This window comes from Arthrobacter humicola, from assembly GCF_022803015.1.
Classification (GTDB): Bacteria; Actinomycetota; Actinomycetes; order Actinomycetales; family Micrococcaceae; genus Arthrobacter; species Arthrobacter humicola_A.
Window position 1 is genome coordinate 1 of sequence record NZ_JAFKON010000021.1, and the last position, 20260, is coordinate 20260.

19 protein-coding genes, 2 pseudogenes and 2 riboswitches are annotated in these 20260 nt (G+C 67.4%); of the genes and pseudogenes, 14 read left to right on the forward strand and 7 right to left on the reverse strand.

Annotated elements, in window-relative coordinates:
* From ARTB_RS20955 to ARTB_RS20970, 4 genes and pseudogenes are all read right to left on the reverse strand, one after another.
* Positions 1-642, reverse strand: a pseudogene (locus ARTB_RS20955) (carboxypeptidase regulatory-like domain-containing protein); the annotation flags it as partial.
* Positions 643-825: 183 nt separating this feature from the next.
* Positions 826-2394, reverse strand: a complete 1569-nt coding sequence (locus ARTB_RS20960; RefSeq protein WP_243182223.1) for an APC family permease — start codon at positions 2392-2394, stop codon at positions 826-828.
* The gene (locus tag ARTB_RS20965) at positions 2391-3434 is read right to left on the reverse strand and encodes an agmatine deiminase family protein (protein ID WP_243182224.1); all 1044 of its coding nucleotides are present in this window, start codon (positions 3432-3434) and stop codon (positions 2391-2393) included. Before ARTB_RS20965 ends, ARTB_RS20960 begins: the two co-directional genes overlap by 4 nt.
* Positions 3431-4456 carry a nitrilase-related carbon-nitrogen hydrolase gene (locus ARTB_RS20970; RefSeq protein WP_243182225.1) on the reverse strand — a complete coding sequence of 342 codons (1026 nt, stop codon included), beginning with the start codon at positions 4454-4456 and terminating at the stop codon, positions 3431-3433. The genes ARTB_RS20965 and ARTB_RS20970 overlap by 4 nt, the downstream gene beginning before the upstream one ends.
* A 229-nt stretch (positions 4457-4685) precedes the next feature.
* On the opposite strand from ARTB_RS20970, the gene ARTB_RS20975 reads away from it, so the two are divergent.
* From ARTB_RS20975 to ARTB_RS20985, 3 genes are all read left to right on the forward strand, one after another.
* Positions 4686-5180: a GyrI-like domain-containing protein gene (locus tag ARTB_RS20975; protein ID WP_279294500.1), complete on the forward strand. Its 495-nt coding sequence runs from the start codon at positions 4686-4688 to the stop codon at positions 5178-5180.
* A gap of 193 nt (positions 5181-5373) precedes the next feature.
* Positions 5374-5676: a DUF4193 domain-containing protein gene (locus tag ARTB_RS20980; RefSeq protein ID WP_018775830.1), complete on the forward strand. Its 303-nt coding sequence runs from the start codon at positions 5374-5376 to the stop codon at positions 5674-5676.
* Positions 5677-6032: 356 nt separating this feature from the next.
* Positions 6033-6542, forward strand: coding sequence for an AMIN-like domain-containing (lipo)protein (locus ARTB_RS20985; RefSeq protein ID WP_243182235.1), 510 nt, complete (start codon positions 6033-6035; stop codon positions 6540-6542).
* 53 nt (positions 6543-6595) lie between these two features.
* On the opposite strand, the gene ARTB_RS21825 is transcribed toward ARTB_RS20985, so the two are convergent.
* Entirely contained in the window at positions 6596-6853 is a 258-nt protein-coding gene (locus ARTB_RS21825; RefSeq protein ID WP_243182238.1) for a hypothetical protein, read from the reverse strand.
* On the opposite strand from ARTB_RS21825, the gene ARTB_RS21895 reads away from it, so the two are divergent.
* The 3 genes from ARTB_RS21895 to rox all read left to right on the forward strand — a co-directional run bounded on the left by ARTB_RS21895 (position 6734) and on the right by rox (position 8965).
* Positions 6734-7096, forward strand: coding sequence for a hypothetical protein (locus tag ARTB_RS21895; protein WP_243182236.1), 363 nt, complete (start codon positions 6734-6736; stop codon positions 7094-7096). The two genes, ARTB_RS21825 and ARTB_RS21895, sit on opposite strands and share 120 nt — an antisense overlap.
* A complete protein-coding gene (locus ARTB_RS21000) occupies positions 7003-7425 on the forward strand; it encodes a phage tail protein (protein ID WP_243182226.1) in 423 nt (140 codons plus the stop codon). The genes ARTB_RS21895 and ARTB_RS21000 overlap by 94 nt, the downstream gene beginning before the upstream one ends.
* Before the next feature lie 79 nt (positions 7426-7504).
* Positions 7505-8965: a rifampin monooxygenase gene (gene rox, locus ARTB_RS21005; RefSeq protein WP_243182237.1), complete on the forward strand. Its 1461-nt coding sequence runs from the start codon at positions 7505-7507 to the stop codon at positions 8963-8965.
* A gap of 14 nt (positions 8966-8979) precedes the next feature.
* On the opposite strand, the gene ARTB_RS21010 is transcribed toward rox, so the two are convergent.
* On the reverse strand, positions 8980-10146 hold the full coding sequence (locus ARTB_RS21010) for a cytochrome P450 (RefSeq protein WP_243182227.1): 1167 nt from the start codon (positions 10144-10146) through the stop codon (positions 8980-8982).
* A 285-nt stretch (positions 10147-10431) separates the two neighbouring features.
* On the opposite strand from ARTB_RS21010, the gene ARTB_RS21015 reads away from it, so the two are divergent.
* From ARTB_RS21015 to ARTB_RS21025, 3 genes are all read left to right on the forward strand, one after another.
* On the forward strand, positions 10432-10782 hold the full coding sequence (locus tag ARTB_RS21015; RefSeq protein WP_243182228.1) for a flagellar FlbD family protein: 351 nt from the start codon (positions 10432-10434) through the stop codon (positions 10780-10782).
* 92 nt (positions 10783-10874) lie between these two features.
* Positions 10875-11228: a sigma factor-like helix-turn-helix DNA-binding protein gene (locus ARTB_RS21020; protein WP_243182229.1), complete on the forward strand. Its 354-nt coding sequence runs from the start codon at positions 10875-10877 to the stop codon at positions 11226-11228.
* A gap of 165 nt (positions 11229-11393) precedes the next feature.
* Positions 11394-11873 carry a Dps family protein gene (locus ARTB_RS21025; RefSeq protein ID WP_028275324.1) on the forward strand — a complete coding sequence of 160 codons (480 nt, stop codon included), beginning with the start codon at positions 11394-11396 and terminating at the stop codon, positions 11871-11873.
* A gap of 134 nt (positions 11874-12007) precedes the next feature.
* Here ARTB_RS21025 and ARTB_RS21030 read toward each other — a convergent pair whose 3' ends face one another.
* Complete coding sequence (locus ARTB_RS21030; protein ID WP_243182230.1) at positions 12008-13594, reverse strand: MFS transporter; 1587 nt, start codon at positions 13592-13594, stop codon at positions 12008-12010.
* Between the two features lie 67 nt (positions 13595-13661).
* Here ARTB_RS21030 and ARTB_RS21035 point away from each other — a divergent pair, with 67 nt between their 5' ends.
* From ARTB_RS21035 to ARTB_RS21055, 5 genes and pseudogenes are all read left to right on the forward strand, one after another.
* Complete coding sequence (locus ARTB_RS21035; protein ID WP_243182231.1) at positions 13662-14201, forward strand: TetR/AcrR family transcriptional regulator; 540 nt, start codon at positions 13662-13664, stop codon at positions 14199-14201.
* Positions 14202-14470: 269 nt separating this feature from the next.
* Positions 14471-14569: riboswitch (glycine riboswitch) on the forward strand.
* Position 14570: 1 nt separating this feature from the next.
* A riboswitch (glycine riboswitch) is annotated at positions 14571-14685 on the forward strand.
* 39 nt (positions 14686-14724) lie between these two features.
* Positions 14725-17634 carry an aminomethyl-transferring glycine dehydrogenase gene (gcvP, locus tag ARTB_RS21040; RefSeq protein WP_243182232.1) on the forward strand — a complete coding sequence of 970 codons (2910 nt, stop codon included), beginning with the start codon at positions 14725-14727 and terminating at the stop codon, positions 17632-17634.
* A 12-nt stretch (positions 17635-17646) separates the two neighbouring features.
* On the forward strand, positions 17647-18795 hold the full coding sequence (gcvT, locus tag ARTB_RS21045) for a glycine cleavage system aminomethyltransferase GcvT (RefSeq protein ID WP_243182233.1): 1149 nt from the start codon (positions 17647-17649) through the stop codon (positions 18793-18795).
* 607 nt (positions 18796-19402) lie between these two features.
* Positions 19403-19786: a glycine cleavage system protein GcvH gene (gcvH, locus tag ARTB_RS21050; protein WP_028278255.1), complete on the forward strand. Its 384-nt coding sequence runs from the start codon at positions 19403-19405 to the stop codon at positions 19784-19786.
* Positions 19783-20260 (forward strand): annotated as a pseudogene (locus ARTB_RS21055) (serine hydroxymethyltransferase); the annotation flags it as partial. The gene gcvH and the pseudogene ARTB_RS21055, both read left to right, overlap by 4 nt.

The following is a 20260-nucleotide window of genomic DNA, read 5'->3' on the forward strand; positions in this document are numbered from 1 at the left end:
GGTGGTGTAGCCGGTCTTGGTTCCGGTGACGGTGACGGTGAGGGCCTTGCCGGCCTGCGCCGCGGCCAGTTTGTAGGTGGCGGCGGTCGCGCCAATGATGACGACGCCGTTCGCCTTCCACTGGTACTTCAGGATGACGGGAGCCGGACCCCACGTGCCCGGGACTGCGGTCAGGGTGTAGCCGACTTTTGTGACGCCGGTGATCGTCGGCACCGGGGCCGGCCCGAGCGAGCCGGCCGCGATGGCTGCGGTGGGGGTCGAGGTCTTCGCGGCGGTGGTGTAGCCGGTCTTGGTTCCGGTGACGGTGACGGTGAGGGCCTTGCCGGCCTGCGCCGCGGCCAGTTTGTAGGTGGCGGCGGTCGCGCCAATGATGACGACGCCGTTCGCCTTCCACTGGTACGTCAGAGTGACGGGTGCCGGACCCCACGTGCCCGGGACCGCGGTCAGGGTGTAGCCGACCTTTCTTGTGCCCGTGACCGTCGGCACGGGGGCGGTCGTCAACGGCGCGGCGGACGCTGCACTGACCGCCGTCGTCATATCCGGCGCGGCGGAGGCGGGGGCAAGCGGTGTCAGGGAAAGCATCATGACCACAACGAGGAACAACGGAATTGATAGAGACCGGACGCGGTCGAATAGCAGCATAAAAATTTCCCCCAAATTGCCGCGCCCGGAACAGGCTGCGCTAGAGCCCGCGGAAATGCAGACAGCGTGAATCTAGCACGGGGAGATGTTCCTCAACATGCCTGGCAGCTATGCGGGACACGGACGCACGCAAAAACCCGCCGGCTCCGAGCTCACCCGGGCCGGCGGGTCCTTGCTGGGAGGCTACTCCGGAACCACCAGGGCGGGGGTGTCCTTCCGGATGGTCTCGCCCCGGAAGAAGCCCGGATGCAGTTTCGCGGCGACCAGCATGATCACGACGCCGAGGGCGAGGATGCCGATCCCCAGAATGAACACCAGGCCCACGCCGAAGACCTCCGAGCCGCTGCCGAATTCCGGTGCCCAGCTGTCCACGGCGGTCTGGAAGAAGACCACGGTGAGGACCAGGCCGCCCAGGACCGGGAACAGCAGCCGCATGAAGAAGTTGCGGACGCTGGAGAACAGGCTGTGCCGGAAGTACCAGGTGCAGGCGAAGGCAGTGAGGCCGTAGTAGAAGCAGATCATCAGGCCCAGGGCCATGATGGTGTCATTGAGGACGTTCTCGCTGACCACCTTCATGACGGCGTAGAAGCCGCCGGAGATCACACCGGCAATCACCGTTGCGAAACCGGGGGACCCAAACCGCTTGCTGACGGATGCGAAGCGCGGCGGCAGCGCCCCGTAGTGGCCCATCGCCAGCAGGCTGCGGGCGGGTGAGGCCATGGTGGACTGCAGGGACGACGCGGTGCCGGAGAGCACGGCCAGGGACATCAGGATGGCCAGCGGGCCCATGACGGGGGAAGCCAGTGCCGCAAAGATATTCGACTGGTTGTCCGGGTTGTTCAGGCCGATGCCGTCGGTTCCGGTGCCGGCAACCATCATGGTGGCCACGATCGCGACGAGGTATAGGGCCAGGACGGCGACCGCCGTCGTGGTTCCTGCCCGGCCGGCGGTACCCTTGCCGCCCTTGGTTTCCTCGTTGACGGTGAGGCAGACGTCCCAGCCCCAGTAGACGAAGACGGCCAGTGACATGCCGGCGGCGAACTGCTCGAAGCTGCCGATCTTCATCGGGTTGAACCAGTCCCAGCTGAAGGCGATCGCAGTGCCCGAGTCGCCCGAGGCGGCGTGGGTGAGTGCCATGACGACGAAGATGCCCAGGACGAGGACCTGGAATCCGACCATGGTGTACTGCACCAGCTTGGTGGCGTGCAGGCCGCGGTAGCTGACCCAGACGGCCAGTGCCACGAACACAAGGCACGTCACGATGTTTACGGCTGTGTTGGAGGTTAGGTCCGCGAGGTCCGGGTTATTGAACACCTGGGCCAGGAAGAGGTAGAAGAAGTCCACCGCGACGCCGGCCAAGTTGGACAGGACGATGATGTTGGCGGCCAGCAGACCCCAGCCGCCCAGCCAGCCGACGAACGGGCCGAACGCCTTCGTGGCCCACGTGAAGGTGGTGCCGCTGTCCGGTGAATCGGCGTTGAGCTCACGGTAGGCGAACGCCACCAGGATCATTGGGATGAACGCGACAATGAAGATCGCCGGCAGCTGCAGGCCCACGGCGCCGACGGCGGGTCCCAGCGAACTGGTCAGGCTGTAGGCGGGTGCCACGGAGGAGATGCCGAGGACGACGACGGCGAGCAGGCCCAGCTGGCCGCCCTTGAGCCCCTTGCCCGAGATGCCGTGCTTGGAACCGGCCGGATCGACGACGTCGTGCGTGATGGTGCCGTCTTCGCGGCCGATAGTCTGACTCATTGCTGACCCTTTTTCTGGGGGACGGATGGTTGCTGTTGGGTGATGCAGTGGATGCCGCCGCCGCGGGCGAAAAGCTCGCGGGCGTCGATGCCGACTACCCGGCGGCCGGGGTAGGCGTCGCCAAGGATGCGCAAGGCTTTTTCGTCCATCGGGTCGTCGAAGGTGCAGGCGATGACGCCGCCGTTGACCACCAGGTGGTTGATGTAGCTGTAGTCGACGAACCCCTCCTCATCCGTCAGGGTTTCCGGGGCCGGGACCTCGATGATGTTCCATTCGCGGCCGGCCGCGTCCCGGGTGGTGGCGAGGTGGCTGATGATGTCCCGGCACACCTCGAAGTCGGGGTGTGCCGGGTTCTGCTGGGAATGGACCAGCACGGTGCCCGGGGACGGGATGGCCGCAACGATGTCGACGTGGCCGCGCGTGCCGAACCGTTCCGAATCCCGGGTCAGGCCGCGGGGAAGCCAGACGACGTGGCTCACGCCCAGGGTCCGGCCCAGCTCGGCTTCGACGTCGGCCTTGCTGAGCCCGGGATTGCGGCCCGGATCGAGCTGGACCGTCTCGGTGACGAGGACCGTGCCTTCGCCGTCGACGTGGATGCCGCCGCCCTCGTTCACCAGCGGCGAGACAAGGTGGCTGGCCCCCGAGAGGGCCGCGACGGCCGACGCCACGAGCGCGTCCTTGTCCCAGGCGGCCCAGTCCTGGCCGCCCCAGCCGTTGAAGACCCAGTCGACGGCGCCGAGCCGGCCGCCGTCGTCGAGGACGAACGTGGGGCCGATGTCCCGCATCCAGGCGTCGTTCAGCGCGGCGGGGACCACCTCGATATCCGGGTGGAGGTAGGCCGCCGCGGTCTGCACATCTGCCGGCGCCACCAGCATGGTGACCGGTTCGAATTCCACGACGGCGTTCGCGACGGCGGCCCAGACGGAGCGGGCGGCGTGGGCTTCTGCCGCTGTTTCGCCCAGGGTGTAGCCGCCGGTGGGGAACGCCATCCAGACACGGTCCTGGGGCGCCGTTTCGGACGGCATCCGCCACGCGGTCATGCGGTGGCCTTGCTGGTGTCGGCGCCGATCGGGGCGTCGGGGCGTACCGGTTTGGTCAGCCGCCCGTACGTGTCCGGGCGTCGGGTGGCCAGGAAGGGGAAAAGCGTGAGCCAGTCCCGGCGCTGGTCGAGGTCGAGGTCCGCGACGAGCACCGCGGATTCGTCCCGCGGTGCCTGGGCGAGGATCCGGCCGTAGGGATCGGAGATGAAGGAGGAACCGTAGAAGTTCAGCGTGCCTTCGCTGCCCCAGCGGTTGGGGGCCACCATGAACAGCCCGTTAGCGATGCCGTTGCCCACGATGACCTGCTGCCACAACGGCTGGGTGTCGAAGTCGGGGTGGTCGGGCTCGGAGCCGATGGCTGTGGGGTAGACCAGGAGTTCCGCGCCGCCGAGGGAGTAGATCCGTGCCAGCTCCGGGAACCACTCGTCCCAGCAGGTGGGCATGCCCAAGCGTGCGCCGCCGAGTTCGGCGGGGGAGTGGACCTCGTAGGCATCGTCGCCGTCCGGGCCCTGGCGGAAGAATTTGTCCTCGTAGTAGCCTGCCGTGACGGGAATATGGAGCTTGTGGGTGCGGGCCAGGAGTTCGCCCCCGGGAGACACCAGGATGGCGGTGTTCAGGCCCAGGCCGTCGTCTGTGCCGTCCGGGTTCTCCGCCTTCTGGTACAGCGAAGCGTGGACGCAGGTGCCGTGCCTCCGGGCCGCGTCCGCCGCGAACCGGAACGTGGGGCCCGTGAACAGGTCCTCGGCGATGTCCGAGGGCCGCGGGCGCATGGTCCCGCCGCGGGCGGCGTCATTTTCGGGAAGCGTGTCCGCGGGGTAGCGGGACAGCGTGAGCTCGGGGAGGAAGACGACGGTGGCTCCCAGCCGGGCGGCGCGCCCGATGCCTTCGTCCAGTTCGGCGTGCAGGCCCGCGGCGTCAGGATGCCAGCGGTGCTGCACGACGCCGATCCGCAGTGCCGGCCGGCCGGAGGGCAGCGTGCGGGCGAGGGAGGGCGGGGTGTCGAGGGACGTGATTTCGATCATGGCTACTCCAGTGAGACGGGCGTCACATTAATGAACGTTGTTCATTTAGTTTGAGGGTGATGGCCGCACGGGGCAAGGCCTAATATGAATAAAGTTCATTTATTTATTCGGGGTGGAACCCGCGCCGTCCCCGGGCGCCGGACCGCTACTGGACCACGGCGCGGACCTCCCCTGGGGGCGCGGGCCGTAAGGCCCTAGACCGTGGATTAGTCCCGGCAGAGTCTGGGGTATGACTCAAACGAACCCGGGGCCGGCCCCGGACATCAGGGCCGCCCAACTCAAGGAACAGCCCACGGCGGTGGTGCATGAGACAGTCCCGATGACTGCGTTGCGGGATTTTTTCGGCCGTGCCTTCGCCGCCGTCATGGGTGCGGTGCAGGAGCAGCATGTCCAGTTGGCCGGACCCCCGTTCGCGCTGTACCGCGGCATGCCGACCGACGTCGTCGACGTGGAAGCGGGGTTCCCCCTCGCCGCGCCTTTCACGAACCCCAGTGGCGCGGAAACGGCGGTTGTCGCCGGCACCCTCCCCGCAGGCCAGGCCTACGAGGCGATGCACATCGGTCCCTACGAATCACTGCAGCGTACTTACGGCGCGATCATGGCGCGGATGCGGCAGGACGGCGCGAGCCCGGGAGCAGCAATGTGGGAGTACTACCTCACCGATCCCGGCGTCGAACCCGATCCAGCGAAGTGGCAGACGCTCGTGGTCTGGCCGGTCGACTGAAATGCCGCACTCGAATGGCCCGACCACCGCGCGGAGGGGCCCCGCCCGGGGGCCGCTGCCCAGGTTTCCAGGGCCCGTCCGACTCATTCTGTCTGATAGGCCACACTATTGCTCTACTCCATGCATAATGTCCTAAACTGCTTCACTGAGGTGCCTGAAATGGCGCTGCGCAGCAACGAAAGTGAACCCCGATATGGCTACCGATTACGACGCCCCACGCAAGACAGAAGAAGAATCTCCCGCTGAGTCGCTGGAGGCCCTTCAGGCGTCCCGCGGCGGCGGCGCGCAGACCGCTGTGATCGACGTCGATGAGAACGACACCGCTGAAGGCATCGATCTTCCCGGTGCGGATCTGTCCGGCGAAGAGTTGACGGTCATTGTTGTTCCGGAGCAGTCCGATGAATTCACCTGCTCCTCGTGCTTCCTGGTCCGTCACAGGTCCCAGGTGGCCCTTGAGAAGAACGGCATGAAGTACTGCCGCGACTGCGAAGGCTAAAACCTTCCGGCAACAGCCAGGCCGTACGAAGCGCCGGACCCGCGAGGGTGCCGGCGCTTCGCCGTTCCCGGCCATGCCTGCCGCTGACGGTGTTATCTGTTCGTGAACGACCTTCACGAACAGGGTCCGTGCAATCCGTCCGTGACCAGCAACGGGCCACGCTAACGGTTGGGCGCCGAAACTGCGGAGAACCTCGCCCGCCGGGCCGGGCCCGCCTACGCTGAAAGCGTCTGGCCTGCGCTGACTGTTCCGCCAGCCCAAGGGTCAGGCAGCACCAGGGGGTGGCGGCCTTGAAGAAGACCCAGTTGAAGAAGATCCAGTTGAAAAAGGTCAACGCGTTGCTCGCGGCTGTTCTGATGGCCGCCGCGCTCGGGATTCTTGCGCCGGCGCCCGCCGCCGCGGACCCGTACTGCGGACTGGCCTGGGGGTCGCTGAGCAAAATGGATCCGGCCATGAGCCAAGCCAAAGTGGTGAACGTCCGCACCGGTCAGCACTACTGCTTTGACCGGCTGGTCATTGACCTCAACGGCCCCGTGGCCGGCTACAGCGTCCGCTACGTACCCGCGGTGGTGCAGGACGGGTCCGGCCTGCCGGTCCCGTTGCGGGGCCAGGCCTTCATTCAGCTCACGGTCAATGCACCCGCATATGACGACGCCGGCAATCCCACCTACAACCCGGCGAACAAGAGTGAATTGGCTGACGTGACCGGCTACCAGACCTTCCGGCAGGTGGCGTGGGCGGGCAGCTTCGAGGGCTATTCGACCATTGGCCTGGGGGTCCGCGCCCGGCTGCCGTTCCGGGTCCTGGCCCTGCCCGGGCCGGGCACCGGGTCCCGGTTCGTGGTGGACGTGGCCCATTTCTGGTGAGGCTGGTGAAGCCGGTCGCAAGGCAGGGCTGCGCGCCTTGCCGGGCGGGTCGGCTAGAGCGAGTTGAGCTCGGCCCGGAGCGGGAAGTCCCGGCCGTCGAGCACCCGCTGCGTGCAGTGCCCGGTGGCGCGGTTCAGAACGATCGGGGCCATGTGGCGTCCCTCGCCGAAGCGAAACCCGGAGACCTCTTGGTGAGCTTCGGCGGCAACCACATTTCCATCTATCTGGGCAACGGCAAGGCGATCGACGCCCCCGTGCCGGGTAAGACCGTCCAGATCCGCGATGCCTGGGAGCAGCAACCTGACTTCCATCCGGCGCATCGTGCCCGCAGGGGCGGCAAAGGGGCGCCTGCGTTCCGACGTCCGGCAGCACGTCGTCGCGTTAGCATTGGTCCCAACACGTCTGTCCAGGAGGGCACATGCCGTACATCGTTGACTTTGAGACCGTTTCTACCGCCGGCTTGGAATCATCCCCCGTCTCCGAGGCCCTCGCCGGGTTGCGCGCCAACGAGGCCCGCTATTTCCGGAATAAGTACGGCCACACCTTCACCGTGAGCCCCGCGAGCGAAGTTCCTGACGTGGTTGACCGGGTGAGCCGCATCCTCCGGGATGAACGCGAGATCGTGATCGGCTCCCGCCCGCTGGAGGCGACCGCCTTCGAAGTCGACGGTTTGCGGATGGCCTATGTTTTTTACGAGTCGGGGCTGTCGGTCAACGTCATGTACAGCATCGAGGACGGCGGGAAGAGAGCGGTGGGGTTCAAACTTGCCGACGGCATGGAAGTTCCGGAGGAATTGGCGCCGCGCTTCAAGTTCGCCCGCCAAAAGTCGAAGCTGGCGGGCGTTATTCGCGGCTCCTACTTCGTGATCAAGGGCGAGTACTGATCGGGCTCACCCCCGCATTTCAGGGTGCGGGACGCAGCCGGGCAATCCGGGAAGTGAGTTTCTGGGATTGGGGTTCCATATTTTCGACGTGATCATTAGCGGTGGCGGCCCGACGGGAATGATGCTGGCCAGCGAGTTGCGGCTGCACGACGTGGACGTGCTCGTGCTGGAGAGGGACGCGGAGCCGAGCCAGGCGGTCCGTTCGCTCGGCCTGCACCCGCGCAGCATCGAGATCATGGACCAGCGCGGGCTGCTGGACCGGTTCCTCGCCCACGGGCAGCGGTATCCCGGCGGCGTGGGTCGCTTCGCCGGGATCGACAAGCCCCGGCCGGTGAACCTGGACACCGCACACGGCTACGTCCTTGGCATCCCCCAGCCGGTCACCGATCGCCTGCTGGCCGAGCGCGCCGGTGAGCTCGGCGCCCAGATCCGCCGCGGCTGCGAGGTGGCATGGGTCGAGCAGGACGAGGACGCGGTGAGCGTCGAACTTGCTGACGGCACACGGCTGCGCTCGCGCTGGCTGGTCGGCTGCGACGGCGGACGCAGCCTGGTGCGCAGACTGCTCGGCATCGGCTTCCCCGGCGAGCCGGCCAAGACCGAGTGGCTCCTGGGCGAGGTGGAGGTGACCGCGGCGCCGGATCAGCTGGCCGAGGTGGCCGAGGAGGTGCGCAAGACCCACAAGGGGTTCGGCATAGGCCCCGCCGGAAACGGCCTGTACCGCGCCGTCGTGCCCGCGGCGGCCGTGGCCGAGGACCGCTCGGTCCCGCCGACCCTGGAGGAGTTCCGGACGCAGCTGCGGGAGTTCGCAGGCACCGACTTCGGCGTCCACTCACCACGCTCCCTGTCCCGTTTCAGCGACGCCACGCGGCTTGCCGAGCAATACCGGGTGGGCCGAATTCTGCTCGCCGGCGATGCGGCGCACGTCCACCCGCCGCTGGGAGGGCAGGGACTGAACCTCGGCATCCAGGACGCTTTCAACCTCGGCTGGAAGCTCGCCGCTGAGGTCAAAGGCTGGGCGCCTGACGGGCTGCTGGACAGTTATTACGCCGAGCGTCACCCGGTCGCCGAAGGCGTGCTGACCATCACCCGCGCCCAGAGCGAGCTGCTGTCCACCGAGCCCGGCCCGCAGGCCGTGCGGCGGCTGCTGAGCGAGCTGATGGACTTCGAGGACGTCAGCCGTTTCCTGGCCGAGAAGATCACCGCGATCGGGGTCCGCTACGACTTCGGCGAAGGACCCGAGCTGCTCGGCAGGCGACTGCGCGACATTCCTCTGTCGCGGGGCCGTCTCTACGAACTCACCCGCAAAGGCCGCGGGCTCCTGCTGGACCAGACCGGCGAACTCTCCGTGGCTGGATGGGAGGATCGGGTCGACCACGTCGCGGACGCCAGCGGGGAACTGGACGCGCCCGCGGTCCTGCTCCGGCCGGACGGCCACGTCGCATGGATCGGAGACGACCAGGACGACCTGCTCCACCATCTGCCGACATGGTTCGGGGCCGCCCTCGAGGGCACCGGAGACGATCACGATCGCCGCCCCTGACGCCGTGCCCGCCGTCAGGCAGCCTGCCAGGTCACGGGAAGCTGTTTCGCCCCGTAGACGATCATGCTTTCCATCCGCTCCAACTGCGCATCGGGGTCTACCGCAAGCCCCGGCAGCCGTGAGAGCACGGCCTCCAGCGCGATCCTGGCCTCCAGCCGCGCCAGGGGCGCCCCCAGACAGAAATGGATGCCCTGCCCGAAGGCGAGGTGACGGTTGGGTGAGCGTTCGACGTCGAACTCGTCCGGGCTCGGGAACTGCTCCCCGTCGCGGTTCGCCGAACCGATCCAGGCAATGATCGGCGAGCCTGCCGGAATGGTGCGGCCTCGCACGGTCGTGTCGACGGCTGAGAGCCGGTACATGGACTGGACGGGGGAGCGGTAGCGCAGCACCTCTTCGATGGCGTGCGGGAGCAGGGCAGGCTCGGCGACAAGGCGTTCCGCCGTGCCCGGTGATTCGGTGAAGCACAGCACCGCATTGCCGATCAGGTTGGTGGTGGTCTCGTTTCCCGCCACGAGCAACAGGCTGCAGAATCCCAGCAACTCGATGGGGCTGAGCTTCTGCCCGTCGATCTCGGCCGCGAGGAGCGCGCTGATCAAATCATTGCCCGGCCGGTGCCGCCGCTCCTCGATCATGCCCATGAAGTACTCCGCCATTTCCCGGTTGGCTGCCGTGTGGACGGAATCGTCGGCGCCCGGGCGGGTCTGGCTCACGATCACGTCGGACCACAGCTTGAACCGGTCCCTGTCAGAGGCCGGAATGCCCATGAGTTCGGCGATCACGATCACCGGAAGCGGATAGGCGAGCTGTTCGATCAGGTCCGTGGCGCCGCCGGCCACCGCTGGCTCCAGCAACTCGTCGGTCAGTTCCGAGATGCGCGGGGCGAGCGCTTCGACTGCCCGCGGCGTGAACGCCTGCGTCACGAGCGAACGCAACTGGCGGTGCCGCGGCGGGTCCGTGTTGACCAGGCTGGCGGCGAAGAGCTGGCCCGTTTCGGAGGGGTTGTCCCCGCCCATCCGGGAAGAAAAAGTGGCGTGTTCGGACAGGACCCGCTGCACGTCGTCGTAGCGGAACACGTGCCAGACGCCGGTGTCCGGGTCCTGGAAAACGGGTTCACTGTCCCGCATAGCTGCGTAGCGGGGAAACGGGTTCAACGGCTGCTCAAAATCCGGAAATGGCGCCACGGCTGGCCTTCCTGATGAGGCGGGCGGCCGTCGTTTCATGGCACTGGACCAACTGCACTGGACGAACTGCGGTGGAACAGGCGCCGAACGGGGCGGGCCGGGTGGCCCCGTCAGGTCCCACCCTAATACCGCGCGGCGGCCTTGGCACGGGGAATGTTGCTGCGCCGGCCGCCCCCGGGCACCGGCACCTTGGCAAGCCGCCTGACGACGGCGCCTGACGAAGGGGCCCCGGGTGCCGACAGTACGGAGGAGAACACCCTTCCCCTCACAGAGCAGAATCGGCCCATGGTCGTCGTCACACGCCTCAACGGAACGCGCTTCGCGGTCAATCCGGACCTCATTGAACGCATCCACGAGAGCCCGGATACGCACTTGGTGACGCTCGACGGCGCCGCCTACGTGGTGCTCGAAAGCCTCGCCGAAGTGGTCGAGCTCAGCGCGGAGTACCGGGCATACATCCTGAGCAAGGCCCGGGACTTTCCGGCCATCACCGGCTATCCCCTCAGCCTGGTCCGGACTGAAGACCCGGACACTGATCCTCGGGCTGCGGGTAGTCGTGGCCCTGGGCGCGGTGCTTGGCCTCATGTGGTTCCTGCAGCACCGGCTGGGCAACGGCACCGGACGGCGCCGGGCTGACCGCGCCTTGACCATGGTCAACCGGCAGCGCCTCGGGCAAAAGCCTCCGTGGTGGGCACCCTGGCCGCCGAAACCCTCACCCGGAACACTCTGTGCTCGCGGACGAACGCCTCCAGTACCTTCGGGCCGCCGTGAAATCCCTCCCGGAACGGATGCGCTACGTGGTGGAGGAGATCTACTTCGGCGACCGCACGGTCAAAGACCTGGCCGCGGAACTCGGATCCACGCACGCAGCGGTGTCCCAGCGGCGTTCGGAAGCCATCCGGCTCATGCGAGACGGCCTGAGCGCCCACTACGCCGACGACCCCGAGCAGCCGTTCCACCCCCAGTCCAGGATTACCCCGCGGCGGCGCAACGACTACCTCACCCAGCTGTCCGAATCCACCTCCGGCGGCATCACACGGGCCGTGTTCCCGCGTGGGCCCTTCCTCAACGAGGCCGAATAAACCGCCCCAAAACGGTTAGTAAGCCGACTTAGTAAGCTGACCGAGAAATTCCTCCCAGAAGCATCGCGGCCCGCCGCCGCGCTGCGGTAGCGTCGGAAGCATCGGCCGGGGTGCCAGCAATGGCATGCGCGGCCCGTACGGCACCGGTTCTATCGAGGAGGATTCATGAAAGCATCACCCACATTGACGACCAACCTGCAGGCAGTACTGGTGGACCTGATCGAACTCCACGTTCAGGGCAAGCAGGCACACTGGAACATCGTCGGGACCAACTTCAGGGACCTTCACCTCCAGCTGGACGAGATCATCGACGCCGCCCGGGGATTCGCGGATGACCTCGCCGAGCGCATGCGTGCCCTTCACGCCCTCCCGGACGGCCGTAGCTCCACGGTTTCCAAGTCCACCGCACTGGCCGAGTTCCCGAAGGGCCTGATCAACACGAAGGACGCCATCGAGCGGATTGTCGCCGCGCTGGAGGCGGCAGTCGGCACCATGCGCAAGGTCCATGACGAAGTGGACGAGGAAGATCCCACCACCGCGGATCTGCTGCACGAGTTCATCGCCAAGTTTGAGCAGTACGCCTGGATGGTGAATGCCGAGACCATGCGGGCCACGGCCAGCGTGACCACCCCGGACAGCAAGTAGGGGCCGGCTCCCGCCAGCCCCCCAAAACAGCAGCGTCCGGCGCCGGGTATCCTCCCGGCGCCGGACGCTGGTGTTTAAGCGCTGGAACCCCTTCACGCTGACGGCGGCGTGACGCTGACGACGGCCCCTGAGCCCTATTGGGCCTTCGGCACCGACCGCAGGACGACGGCGGCCAGGACGCAGGCCCCGGACATCAGGACCAGCGCAATTGACGCCGTGACGTGCACGCCCGAGTCGAAGGCGGTGCGCGCGGCCGCCGTCACCGCCTCCGCCAGGGGCGCCGGAAGCATCCGTGCCAGATCCACAGCGCCGGCCAGGGTTTCACCGGCCTGGCTGGTGGCCGCCGCCGGGGCGAGTTCGGACACGCCCGCGGGAAGCCGGAGGTTGCCCTGGTAGGAGGCCGTCAGGATTGAGCCGAGAATCGCCGTACCCAGCAGGGACCCCACTTCGTAGCCGGTCTCGGAGATGGCGGCGGCTGCCCCTGCCTTGTCGGCGGGCGCCGCGCCCAGGATCAGGTCATTGGAGATCGTCTCGGCGGCGCCCACCCCCAGGCAGAGCACCAGCAGGGCGGCAAGGAGCAACGACGGGCCCTGGCTGTGGTCGCCGAAGGCCACCAGGAAATAGCCCGCCGCGCTCAGCAGCAGGCCGCCGGCCACCACAAAGCCGGGCCGCACCTTGCGCACCAGCGGGACCACGAGCAGCCCCGCCACAACTGTGGCGATGAGGGCCGGGACCATGGCGACGCCGGAGGCCGAGGGGGACTGGCCCTCCAGCAGCTGCAGGTGCTGGGCCAGGAAGAGAATGAAGCCGTTGAAGGAGAACAGCGCCAGGACGTTGGCCACAATGGCCGTACTGAAGATCCGGTTGCCAAACAGGCTGACGTCGAGCATCGGCGCGGTGCTGTGGTCTGACCTGTGGATACGGGCAAGCGCGCGTTGCCGCCGGATGAACACATAGCCCATGAGCAGGCCGGTTCCGATGCTCGCGAAGGCCTCAGGAGCCGGCCCGTGGGTGGCAAGGGCCTTGATCCCGTAGACCACCGGCACCATGACCAGCAGGGACAGGGCAATGCTGGGCACGTCCACCCGGCCCGGCTTCGGATCGCGGGATTCCGGGATCAGCGCCGGCCCGAGCAGCAGCAGGGGCAGGATGATCGGCACCGCGACCAGCAGGACGGCGCCCCACCAGAAGTGTTGCACCAGCCAGCCGCCGGCAATCGGGCCGAGGGCGGCGCCACCGGAGAATCCTGCGGCCCAGATCGCCACCGCCAGCCTGCGCCTGTTGGGCTGCGGAAAGATGTTCCGGATCAGCGACAGCGTGGACGGCATGAGCATGGCGCCGAACAGGCCAAGCCCGGCGCGGCCGGCGATCAGCCACTCCGCACTCGGCGCGAACGCCGTCACGGCCGACACCGCGGCGAAGCCCGCGCTGCCCACGAACAGCAGCCGGCGCCGGCCGATCCTGTCGCCCAGGGAACCCATCGCGACCAGGAGTCCGGCCAGGACCAGGGGATAGGCGTCGACGATCCAGAGCAGTTCGACGCCGGAGGCGGTCAGGCTGCTGGCGATGGCCGGCAGGGCGAACGTGAGCGCGGTGTTGTCCACGGCCACGAGCAGGACGGGGAACATCAGCAGGGCCAGCGCCACCCAGTCACGCCACGGTGCCCGGGGCCCGGTGGCCGCAGGAGTGCTGGTGGCTGCGGTGATCGATGGAATGCTCATGAAGATAACTATACCGTCTGGACGGTATAGTTAAGAAATACGCGGGCGGACAGGCATGATGGGAGGCATGCCCAGGAAACCCGTCGCCCGCGAGGCCGTGCTCGATGCCTTCGAATCCCTGCTCATCGAAGTCGGTGAACGCGCCGCGACGCTGGACGCCGTCGCGCGCCGGGCCGGCGTCTCCAAGGGCGGCCTGCTCTACCATTTCCCGACTAAAGAGGCGATGATCGCGGTCCTGCTGGAACGGCTGGACCGGCTTCTGGCTGAGGATGTTGCGGCCATGGCGGCAGCCCCGGAAGGGGCGGCGGCGTACTTCATCAAGTCCTCGGTGTGGGCCGACACGCCCATGGACCGGGTCTTCGTGGCCGCCACGCGGCTCGCCGAGGTGGCGCACGGGGAAACCCTCCGCCGCTTCGCCGCCGGCCAGGCGAGCTGGCTGGAACTGCTGGCGGCCGACGTCGGGCCCGCCATGGCGAAGGCCGTCCTGTGCATGGGGGACGGGCTGTACTTCAATGCCATGCTCGCGCGGGGTCCCGGCGGGCCGCCGCCGGAAGTCGAGGCGGACGTCCAGAGCCTCCTGGCCGCCGTCGAGCGCCTGCGCGGCTGAAGCCCACCCCCCACCCCCGGCCGACCCCCTACGCCCGCCGACCCCCTACTCCTCGCCGACTTCGCCGGAAGCGTTCGAGTACGCCGGAAAGTTGCGGCGACTCCGGGCGTTTCCGGCGAATTCGCGCCGCCGGATTCGCCGCCGGGTGGCTCGTGGCCCGTAACGTGGGTCCGCCGCCGGGAAGGAGTTTGCGGACGCGCGCCCGGCATAGGACAATGAGAGCTGTGACTGTTGTCACCCTCGATTGAACACCCAATTAAATACGCCTTTGATCTGCGGCGGGAGAGTCCTGCAAGTAGGTACAAGCAGGCGCCGTAGGAGCAAACCCTCCCCAGGAATCTCTCAGGCCCATGTACCGCCGCGGCAAGGCATCTCTGGAAAGTAGCAGGCGTGTCCCGGACATGCTGTGCTCACCGACGGTGCAAGCGGAGCCCTGAAACGCAGGCTGCGCGGAAACTCTCAGGTCCAATACAGAGCGGGGAGGAACCCGAATCAATGTGGCGTACCCTGCGCCGCCTGAGTTATGGAGTTCCTTGTGACTGTTACCCCAGCCTCCACGTCCTTCGTTGACCGGCATATCGGCGCGCGCCGCCAGGCCGACGTCGACGCCATGCTGAAGGCTGTCGGCTACGACACCGTCGACGCCCTGGTGGACACCGCCGTTCCGAAGGACATCCGCCAGGACGCCGACCTGGCGCTCGCCGCGGCCCTGAGCGAAGTCGAAGTCCTCGCCGAGCTGCGCAAACTGGCGTCGAAGAACAAGACCGCCGTGCAGATGATCGGGCAGGGCTACTACGACACGCTCACCCCGCCGGTGATCCGCCGCAACGTCCTCGAAGCCCCGGCCTGGTACACCGCGTACACGCCGTACCAGCCCGAGATCTCACAGGGCCGGCTCGAGGCGCTGCTGAACTTCCAGACTATGGTCCAGGACCTCGTCGGCCTGCCGATCGCCAACGCCTCCCTGCTGGATGAAGCCACCGCCGTGGCCGAGGCCGTGCTGATGATGCGCCGGGCCAACAAGAATAAGACCGCCCACGACGGCAAGACAGTCCTCGACGCCGACTGCCTGCCGCAGACCATCGCGATCGTCAAGGGCCGCGCCGAGGCCCTCGGCTTCGAGGTCGAGGTCGCCGACCTCTCCAAGGGCCTGCCCGACGGCGTCATCAACGGCGTCGTCCTGCAGCAGCCGGGCGTCTCCGGCCGCGTGTTCGACCACACCGCCGTGATCGCCGATGCCAAGGAACGCGGCGCCCTCGTCACCGTCGCGGCAGACCTCCTCTCCCTGACCCTGATCACGTCCCCGGGCGAGCAGGGCGCTGACATCGCCGTCGGCTCCGCCCAGCGCTTCGGCGTGCCGCTGTTCTTCGGCGGCCCGCACGCCGCCTACATGGCCGTTCAGAAGGGGCTCGAGCGCTCCATGCCCGGCCGCCTCGTTGGTGTCTCCAAGGACAACGCCGGCGTCCCCGCCTACCGCCTGGCCCTGCAGACCCGCGAGCAGCACATCCGCCGCGAGAAGGCCACCTCCAACATCTGCACCGCCCAGGCCCTGCTGGCCATCGTGGCTTCCTTCTACGCCGTCTACCACGGCCCGGACGGGCTGAAGGCAATCGCCCAGTCGGTCCACGTCCACGCTAAGACCATCGCCGCCTCCCTGAAGGCCGCCGGCCTGGACGTGCTGCACACCTCCTTCTTCGATACCATCACCGTCTCCGTGCCGGGCCGGGCCGCTGAGATCATCGCGGCAGCCGACGCCAAGGGCGTCAACCTGCGCGCCATCGACGCCGACACCGTCGGCATCTCCGCCGACGAGGCCACGACGGTGGCAGTCGTCGCCGACGTCATCGCCGCGTTCGGCGCGTCCGTGACTGCCGCGGCTGCAGGCACGGACACTGCGTTTGGCCTGGACCCCGCCGTCGAGCGCACCTCCGACTTCCTGCAGCACCCGGTGTTCAACACGCACCGTTCCGAGACCCAGTTGCTGCGCTATATCCGCCGCCTCTCGGACCGCGACCTGGCCCTGGACCGGACCATGATCCCGCTGGGTTCGTGCACCATGAAGCTGAACGCCACGGCCGAGATGGAGGCCATCTCCTGGCCGGAGTTCGCTTCCATCCACCCCTTCGCCCCGGAATCCCAGACCGCCGGCTGGCGTGAACTGATCGAGGACCTCGAAGGCCAGCTGACCGAGATCACGGGCTACGACCAGGTCTCGATCCAGCCCAACGCCGGTTCCCAGGGCGAGCTCGCGGGCCTGCTGGCGATCCGCGGCTACCATCTCTCCCGCGGCGATGCCCAGCGCACCGTCTGCCTGATCCCGGCCTCCGCGCACGGCACGAACGCGGCCTCGGCCGTGCTGGCCGGCATGAAGGTCGTGGTCGTGGCCACGGCTTCGGACGGCACGATCGACCACGCGGACCTGACCGCCAAGATCGAGCTGCACAAGGACGCGCTGTCCTGCATCATGATCACCTACCCGTCCACGCACGGGGTGTACGACGCCGATGTCTGCGAGGTCTGCGACGCGATCCACGCCGCCGGCGGCCAGGTCTACATCGACGGCGCCAACCTCAACGCCCTGGTCGGTCTGGCCCAGCCGGGCATGTTCGGCGGCGACGTCTCGCACCTGAACCTGCACAAGACCTTCTGCATCCCGCACGGCGGCGGCGGACCGGGCGTCGGCCCGGTCGCGGCCAAGGCCCACCTGGCACCGTTCATGCCCGGCAACGCGGCTGATCCGGCCAACGGCGCCGACGGCACCCCGATCTCCGCCTCCCGCTACGGCTCGGCAGGTGTGCTGCCGATCTCCTGGGCGTACGTGAAGCTCATGGGGGGCCGGGGCCTCACCGAGGCGACCAAGTCCGCGCTGCTCGCGGCGAACTATATCGCGGCCCGCCTCAACGACTCCTTCCCGGTGCTCTACACCGGCGAAGGTGGCCTGGTGGCCCACGAATGCATCCTGGACCTGCGCGAACTCACGGCCAAGACCGGAGTGACCGCCGAGGACGTGGCCAAGCGCCTGATCGACTACGGCTTCCATGCCCCCACCCTGGCGTTCCCGGTGGCCGGCACCCTCATGGTGGAGCCCACCGAATCCGAGGACCTGGGCGAGATCGACCGCTTCATCACGGCCATGGTCGCCATCCGCGCCGAGATCGACCAAGTGGCCAACGGCGAATTCACCGTGGAGCACAGCCCGCTGCGCAACGCCCCGCACACCGCCGCTGCCGTGATCAGCACCGACTGGACCCGCGAGTACCCGCGCGAACAGGCCGTCTTCCCGGTCCACACGCTCAAGCAGGACAAGTACTTCCCGCCCGTCGGCCGGATCGACGGAGCAGCCGGGGACCGCAACCTGATCTGCTCCTGCCCTCCCCTCGAAGCCTTCGAAGACCACTCCGATGATTCCGCCAACTCCGATTCCGCCAACTAAGGACAGCCAACGATGACTGAGAATTACACGGCACTTTACGAAGAACACAAGAAGCTCGGCGCCTCCTTCACGGACTTCGGCGGCTGGCAGATGCCGCTGAAGTACAGCTCCGAACTTGCCGAACACCATGCCGTTCGCAAGTCCGCGGGACTGTTCGACCTCTCCCACATGGGCGAAGTCTGGGTCACCGGCCCCGACGCCGCAGCCTTCCTGGACTACGCCCTCGTCGGCAAGATCTCCGCGATGGCCATTGGCAAGGCCAAGTACTCGCTGATCTGCAACGAGGACGGCGGCATCATCGACGACCTCATCACCTACCGCCGCGGCGACCAGAAGTTCCTCGTGGTCCCCAACGCCGGCAACGCCAAGGTAGTCGCCGAGGCCCTCGCTGAACGGGCCGGTTCCGGAAAGGACGGCGGGTTCGACGTCACCGTCCGTGACGCGTCCGCCGAGATCTCGCTGATCGCCGTGCAGGGACCCAAGGCCCAGGAGATCCTGCTGCGCCTTGTCCCCGCTGCGCAGCACGAGCTCGTCACCGGCCTGAAGTACTACGCCGCCGTGGACGTCCCGTTCATGTTCGGCGGCGCCAGCCAGGACCTCCTGCTGGCCCGCACGGGCTACACCGGTGAAGACGGCTTCGAGATCTTCGTCGCGAACGACGACGCCGCCGCCCTTTGGCAGGCGCTCGTCGCCATCGCCGAGGACGGCGAGCTGACCCCCGCCGGGCTCGCGTCCCGCGATTCGCTCCGTCTCGAGGCCGGCATGCCGCTTTACGGCAACGAACTCTCCCTCGAAGGCGATCCGTTCGCCGCCGGCCTGGGCCCCGTCGTCGCCCTGTCCAAGGAAGGCGACTTTATCGGCAAGGCCGCCTTGGCCGCCAAGAAGGAAACCGGCGCCGGCGCCACGACGGGCCGCAGGCTCGTCGGGCTCAAGGGCCTCGGGCGCCGGGCCGGCCGCGGCCACTACCCGGTCCTCAAGGACGGCAACGTCGTCGGCGAAGTCACCTCCGGCCAGCCCAGCCCGAGCCTCGGCTACCCGGTCGCGATGGCCTATGTGGACGTCGAATTCACCGAGCCCGGCACGGCACTGGACATCGACCTCCGCGGCAAGGCCGAACCCTTCGAAGTTGTCGCTATGCCTTTCTACAAGCGCCAAAAGTAGTCTGCCGCGGCCTGTCCCGGTGTCTGTCTTGTGGCCGGCACCGGGGCTGTCCGACTGAGTTTTCACGCGTGCTCGCTCGCTTGACCCGCCGTCCCCCTAACCTCGCAAGCTCGGTTAGGGAACCCTGACGGCGGTCGCTCGCTTAGACGCACGCTTCCGAAAACCCAGCCCGGCCAGCCCCTCGGGGGTACGTCACCTTGGAGACATCACGCCACATCCGGACCATCGGGAACCGGCGCCTTCGAAAGCCAAAAGTGCTGGGGGAGGTGCCGCCTACCGCGGCTCTGGGTTGTTCCAAGCTCGATCATTGGGGGTTGAGCTTGATGACACCCTTGAAGCCAAGAAGTAGCCCGGCTCTGGAAGATATCGAAAGGCCGCTGTTTCTTCCGGGAAAACGGCTGGCCCCGAAAACTGTTGGCCCCGAAAACTGAATTTTTTTTGATAGCGGCAGGGGAGCGAATTCCGGAAGCGTGCGTCTAAGGGAGCGTCGCGTCCGCCCAGCGGGCGCCTTCGCGACCGAGCACGCGGAGGAATTCGGTTTCCGGCCGCATAACCCGGCCACAATTGATTTAGCACCAACGACCACTCCAAGACTTAGGAAAAACACATGGCAAAAGTTGCCCCTGAACTGCAGTACTCCGACGAGCACGAGTGGGTTGCGCGGGAGGCCGGGAACGTTGTGTCCATCGGCATCTCGGCCGTCGCCACCGACGCGCTGGGCGACATCGTCTACGTGGACCTGCCCGAGATCGGCGCCACGGTGACCGCGGGGGAGACCTGCGGCGAAGTCGAATCGACCAAGTCCGTCTCGGACCTGTACGCCCCCGTCACGGGCGAGGTCACCGAAACCAACCCCGCCGTCGTCGACGACCCCTCCCTGATCAACAGCGACCCGTACGGTGCCGGCTGGCTCTTCAAAGTGGCCGCCGAATCGGACGGCCCGCTGCTCTCGGCGCAGGAGTACGCGTCCAAGAACGGCGGCGAACTGTGAGCGGCGCATTGGCGGCCGCGGGCACACAGACGCTGGCGTTTGAGCAGGTCGTTTCCCGGAGTCTGGACGCGGACCTGTCCGTGCTGGATCCGGAGATCGCCGCGAAGATCGACGCCGAACTCAGCCGGCAGCGTGACGGTTTGGAGATGATCGCCTCGGAGAACCACACCGCGAGGGCTGTGATGCAGGCGCAGGGTTCGGTGCTGACGAACAAGTACGCCGAGGGCTACCCGGGCAAGCGTTACTACGGCGGCTGCGAGCATGTTGACGTGATCGAGCAGCTCGCGATCGACCGGGTCAAGGCCCTGTTCGGTGCCGGGTACGCGAACGTGCAGCCGCACTCGGGTGCGCAGGCGAACGCTTCGGTGATGCACGCCCTGATCCGGCCCGGGGACACCATCATGGGGCTGAACCTGGCGCACGGCGGGCACCTGACCCACGGGATGAAGATCAACTTCTCCGGCCGGCTGTACA

Coding starts and splice junctions, on each gene's coding strand:
- ARTB_RS20960 (WP_243182223.1), bottom strand. CDS start 2,394: ATGAGTCAGACTATCGGCCGCGAAGACGGCACCATCACGCACGACGTC.
- ARTB_RS20965 (WP_243182224.1), bottom strand. CDS start 3,434: ATGACCGCGTGGCGGATGCCGTCCGAAACGGCGCCCCAGGACCGTGTC.
- ARTB_RS20970 (WP_243182225.1), bottom strand. CDS start 4,456: ATGATCGAAATCACGTCCCTCGACACCCCGCCCTCCCTCGCCCGCACG.
- ARTB_RS20975 (WP_279294500.1), top strand. CDS start 4,686: ATGACTCAAACGAACCCGGGGCCGGCCCCGGACATCAGGGCCGCCCAA.
- ARTB_RS20980 (WP_018775830.1), top strand. CDS start 5,374: ATGGCTACCGATTACGACGCCCCACGCAAGACAGAAGAAGAATCTCCC.
- ARTB_RS20985 (WP_243182235.1), top strand. CDS start 6,033: ATGGCCGCCGCGCTCGGGATTCTTGCGCCGGCGCCCGCCGCCGCGGAC.
- ARTB_RS21825 (WP_243182238.1), bottom strand. CDS start 6,853: ATGGAAGTCAGGTTGCTGCTCCCAGGCATCGCGGATCTGGACGGTCTT.
- ARTB_RS21015 (WP_243182228.1), top strand. CDS start 10,432: ATGGTCGTCGTCACACGCCTCAACGGAACGCGCTTCGCGGTCAATCCG.
- ARTB_RS21025 (WP_028275324.1), top strand. CDS start 11,394: ATGAAAGCATCACCCACATTGACGACCAACCTGCAGGCAGTACTGGTG.
- ARTB_RS21030 (WP_243182230.1), bottom strand. CDS start 13,594: ATGAGCATTCCATCGATCACCGCAGCCACCAGCACTCCTGCGGCCACC.
- ARTB_RS21035 (WP_243182231.1), top strand. CDS start 13,662: ATGCCCAGGAAACCCGTCGCCCGCGAGGCCGTGCTCGATGCCTTCGAA.
- gcvP (WP_243182232.1), top strand. CDS start 14,725: ATGGAGTTCCTTGTGACTGTTACCCCAGCCTCCACGTCCTTCGTTGAC.
- gcvT (WP_243182233.1), top strand. CDS start 17,647: ATGACTGAGAATTACACGGCACTTTACGAAGAACACAAGAAGCTCGGC.
- gcvH (WP_028278255.1), top strand. CDS start 19,403: ATGGCAAAAGTTGCCCCTGAACTGCAGTACTCCGACGAGCACGAGTGG.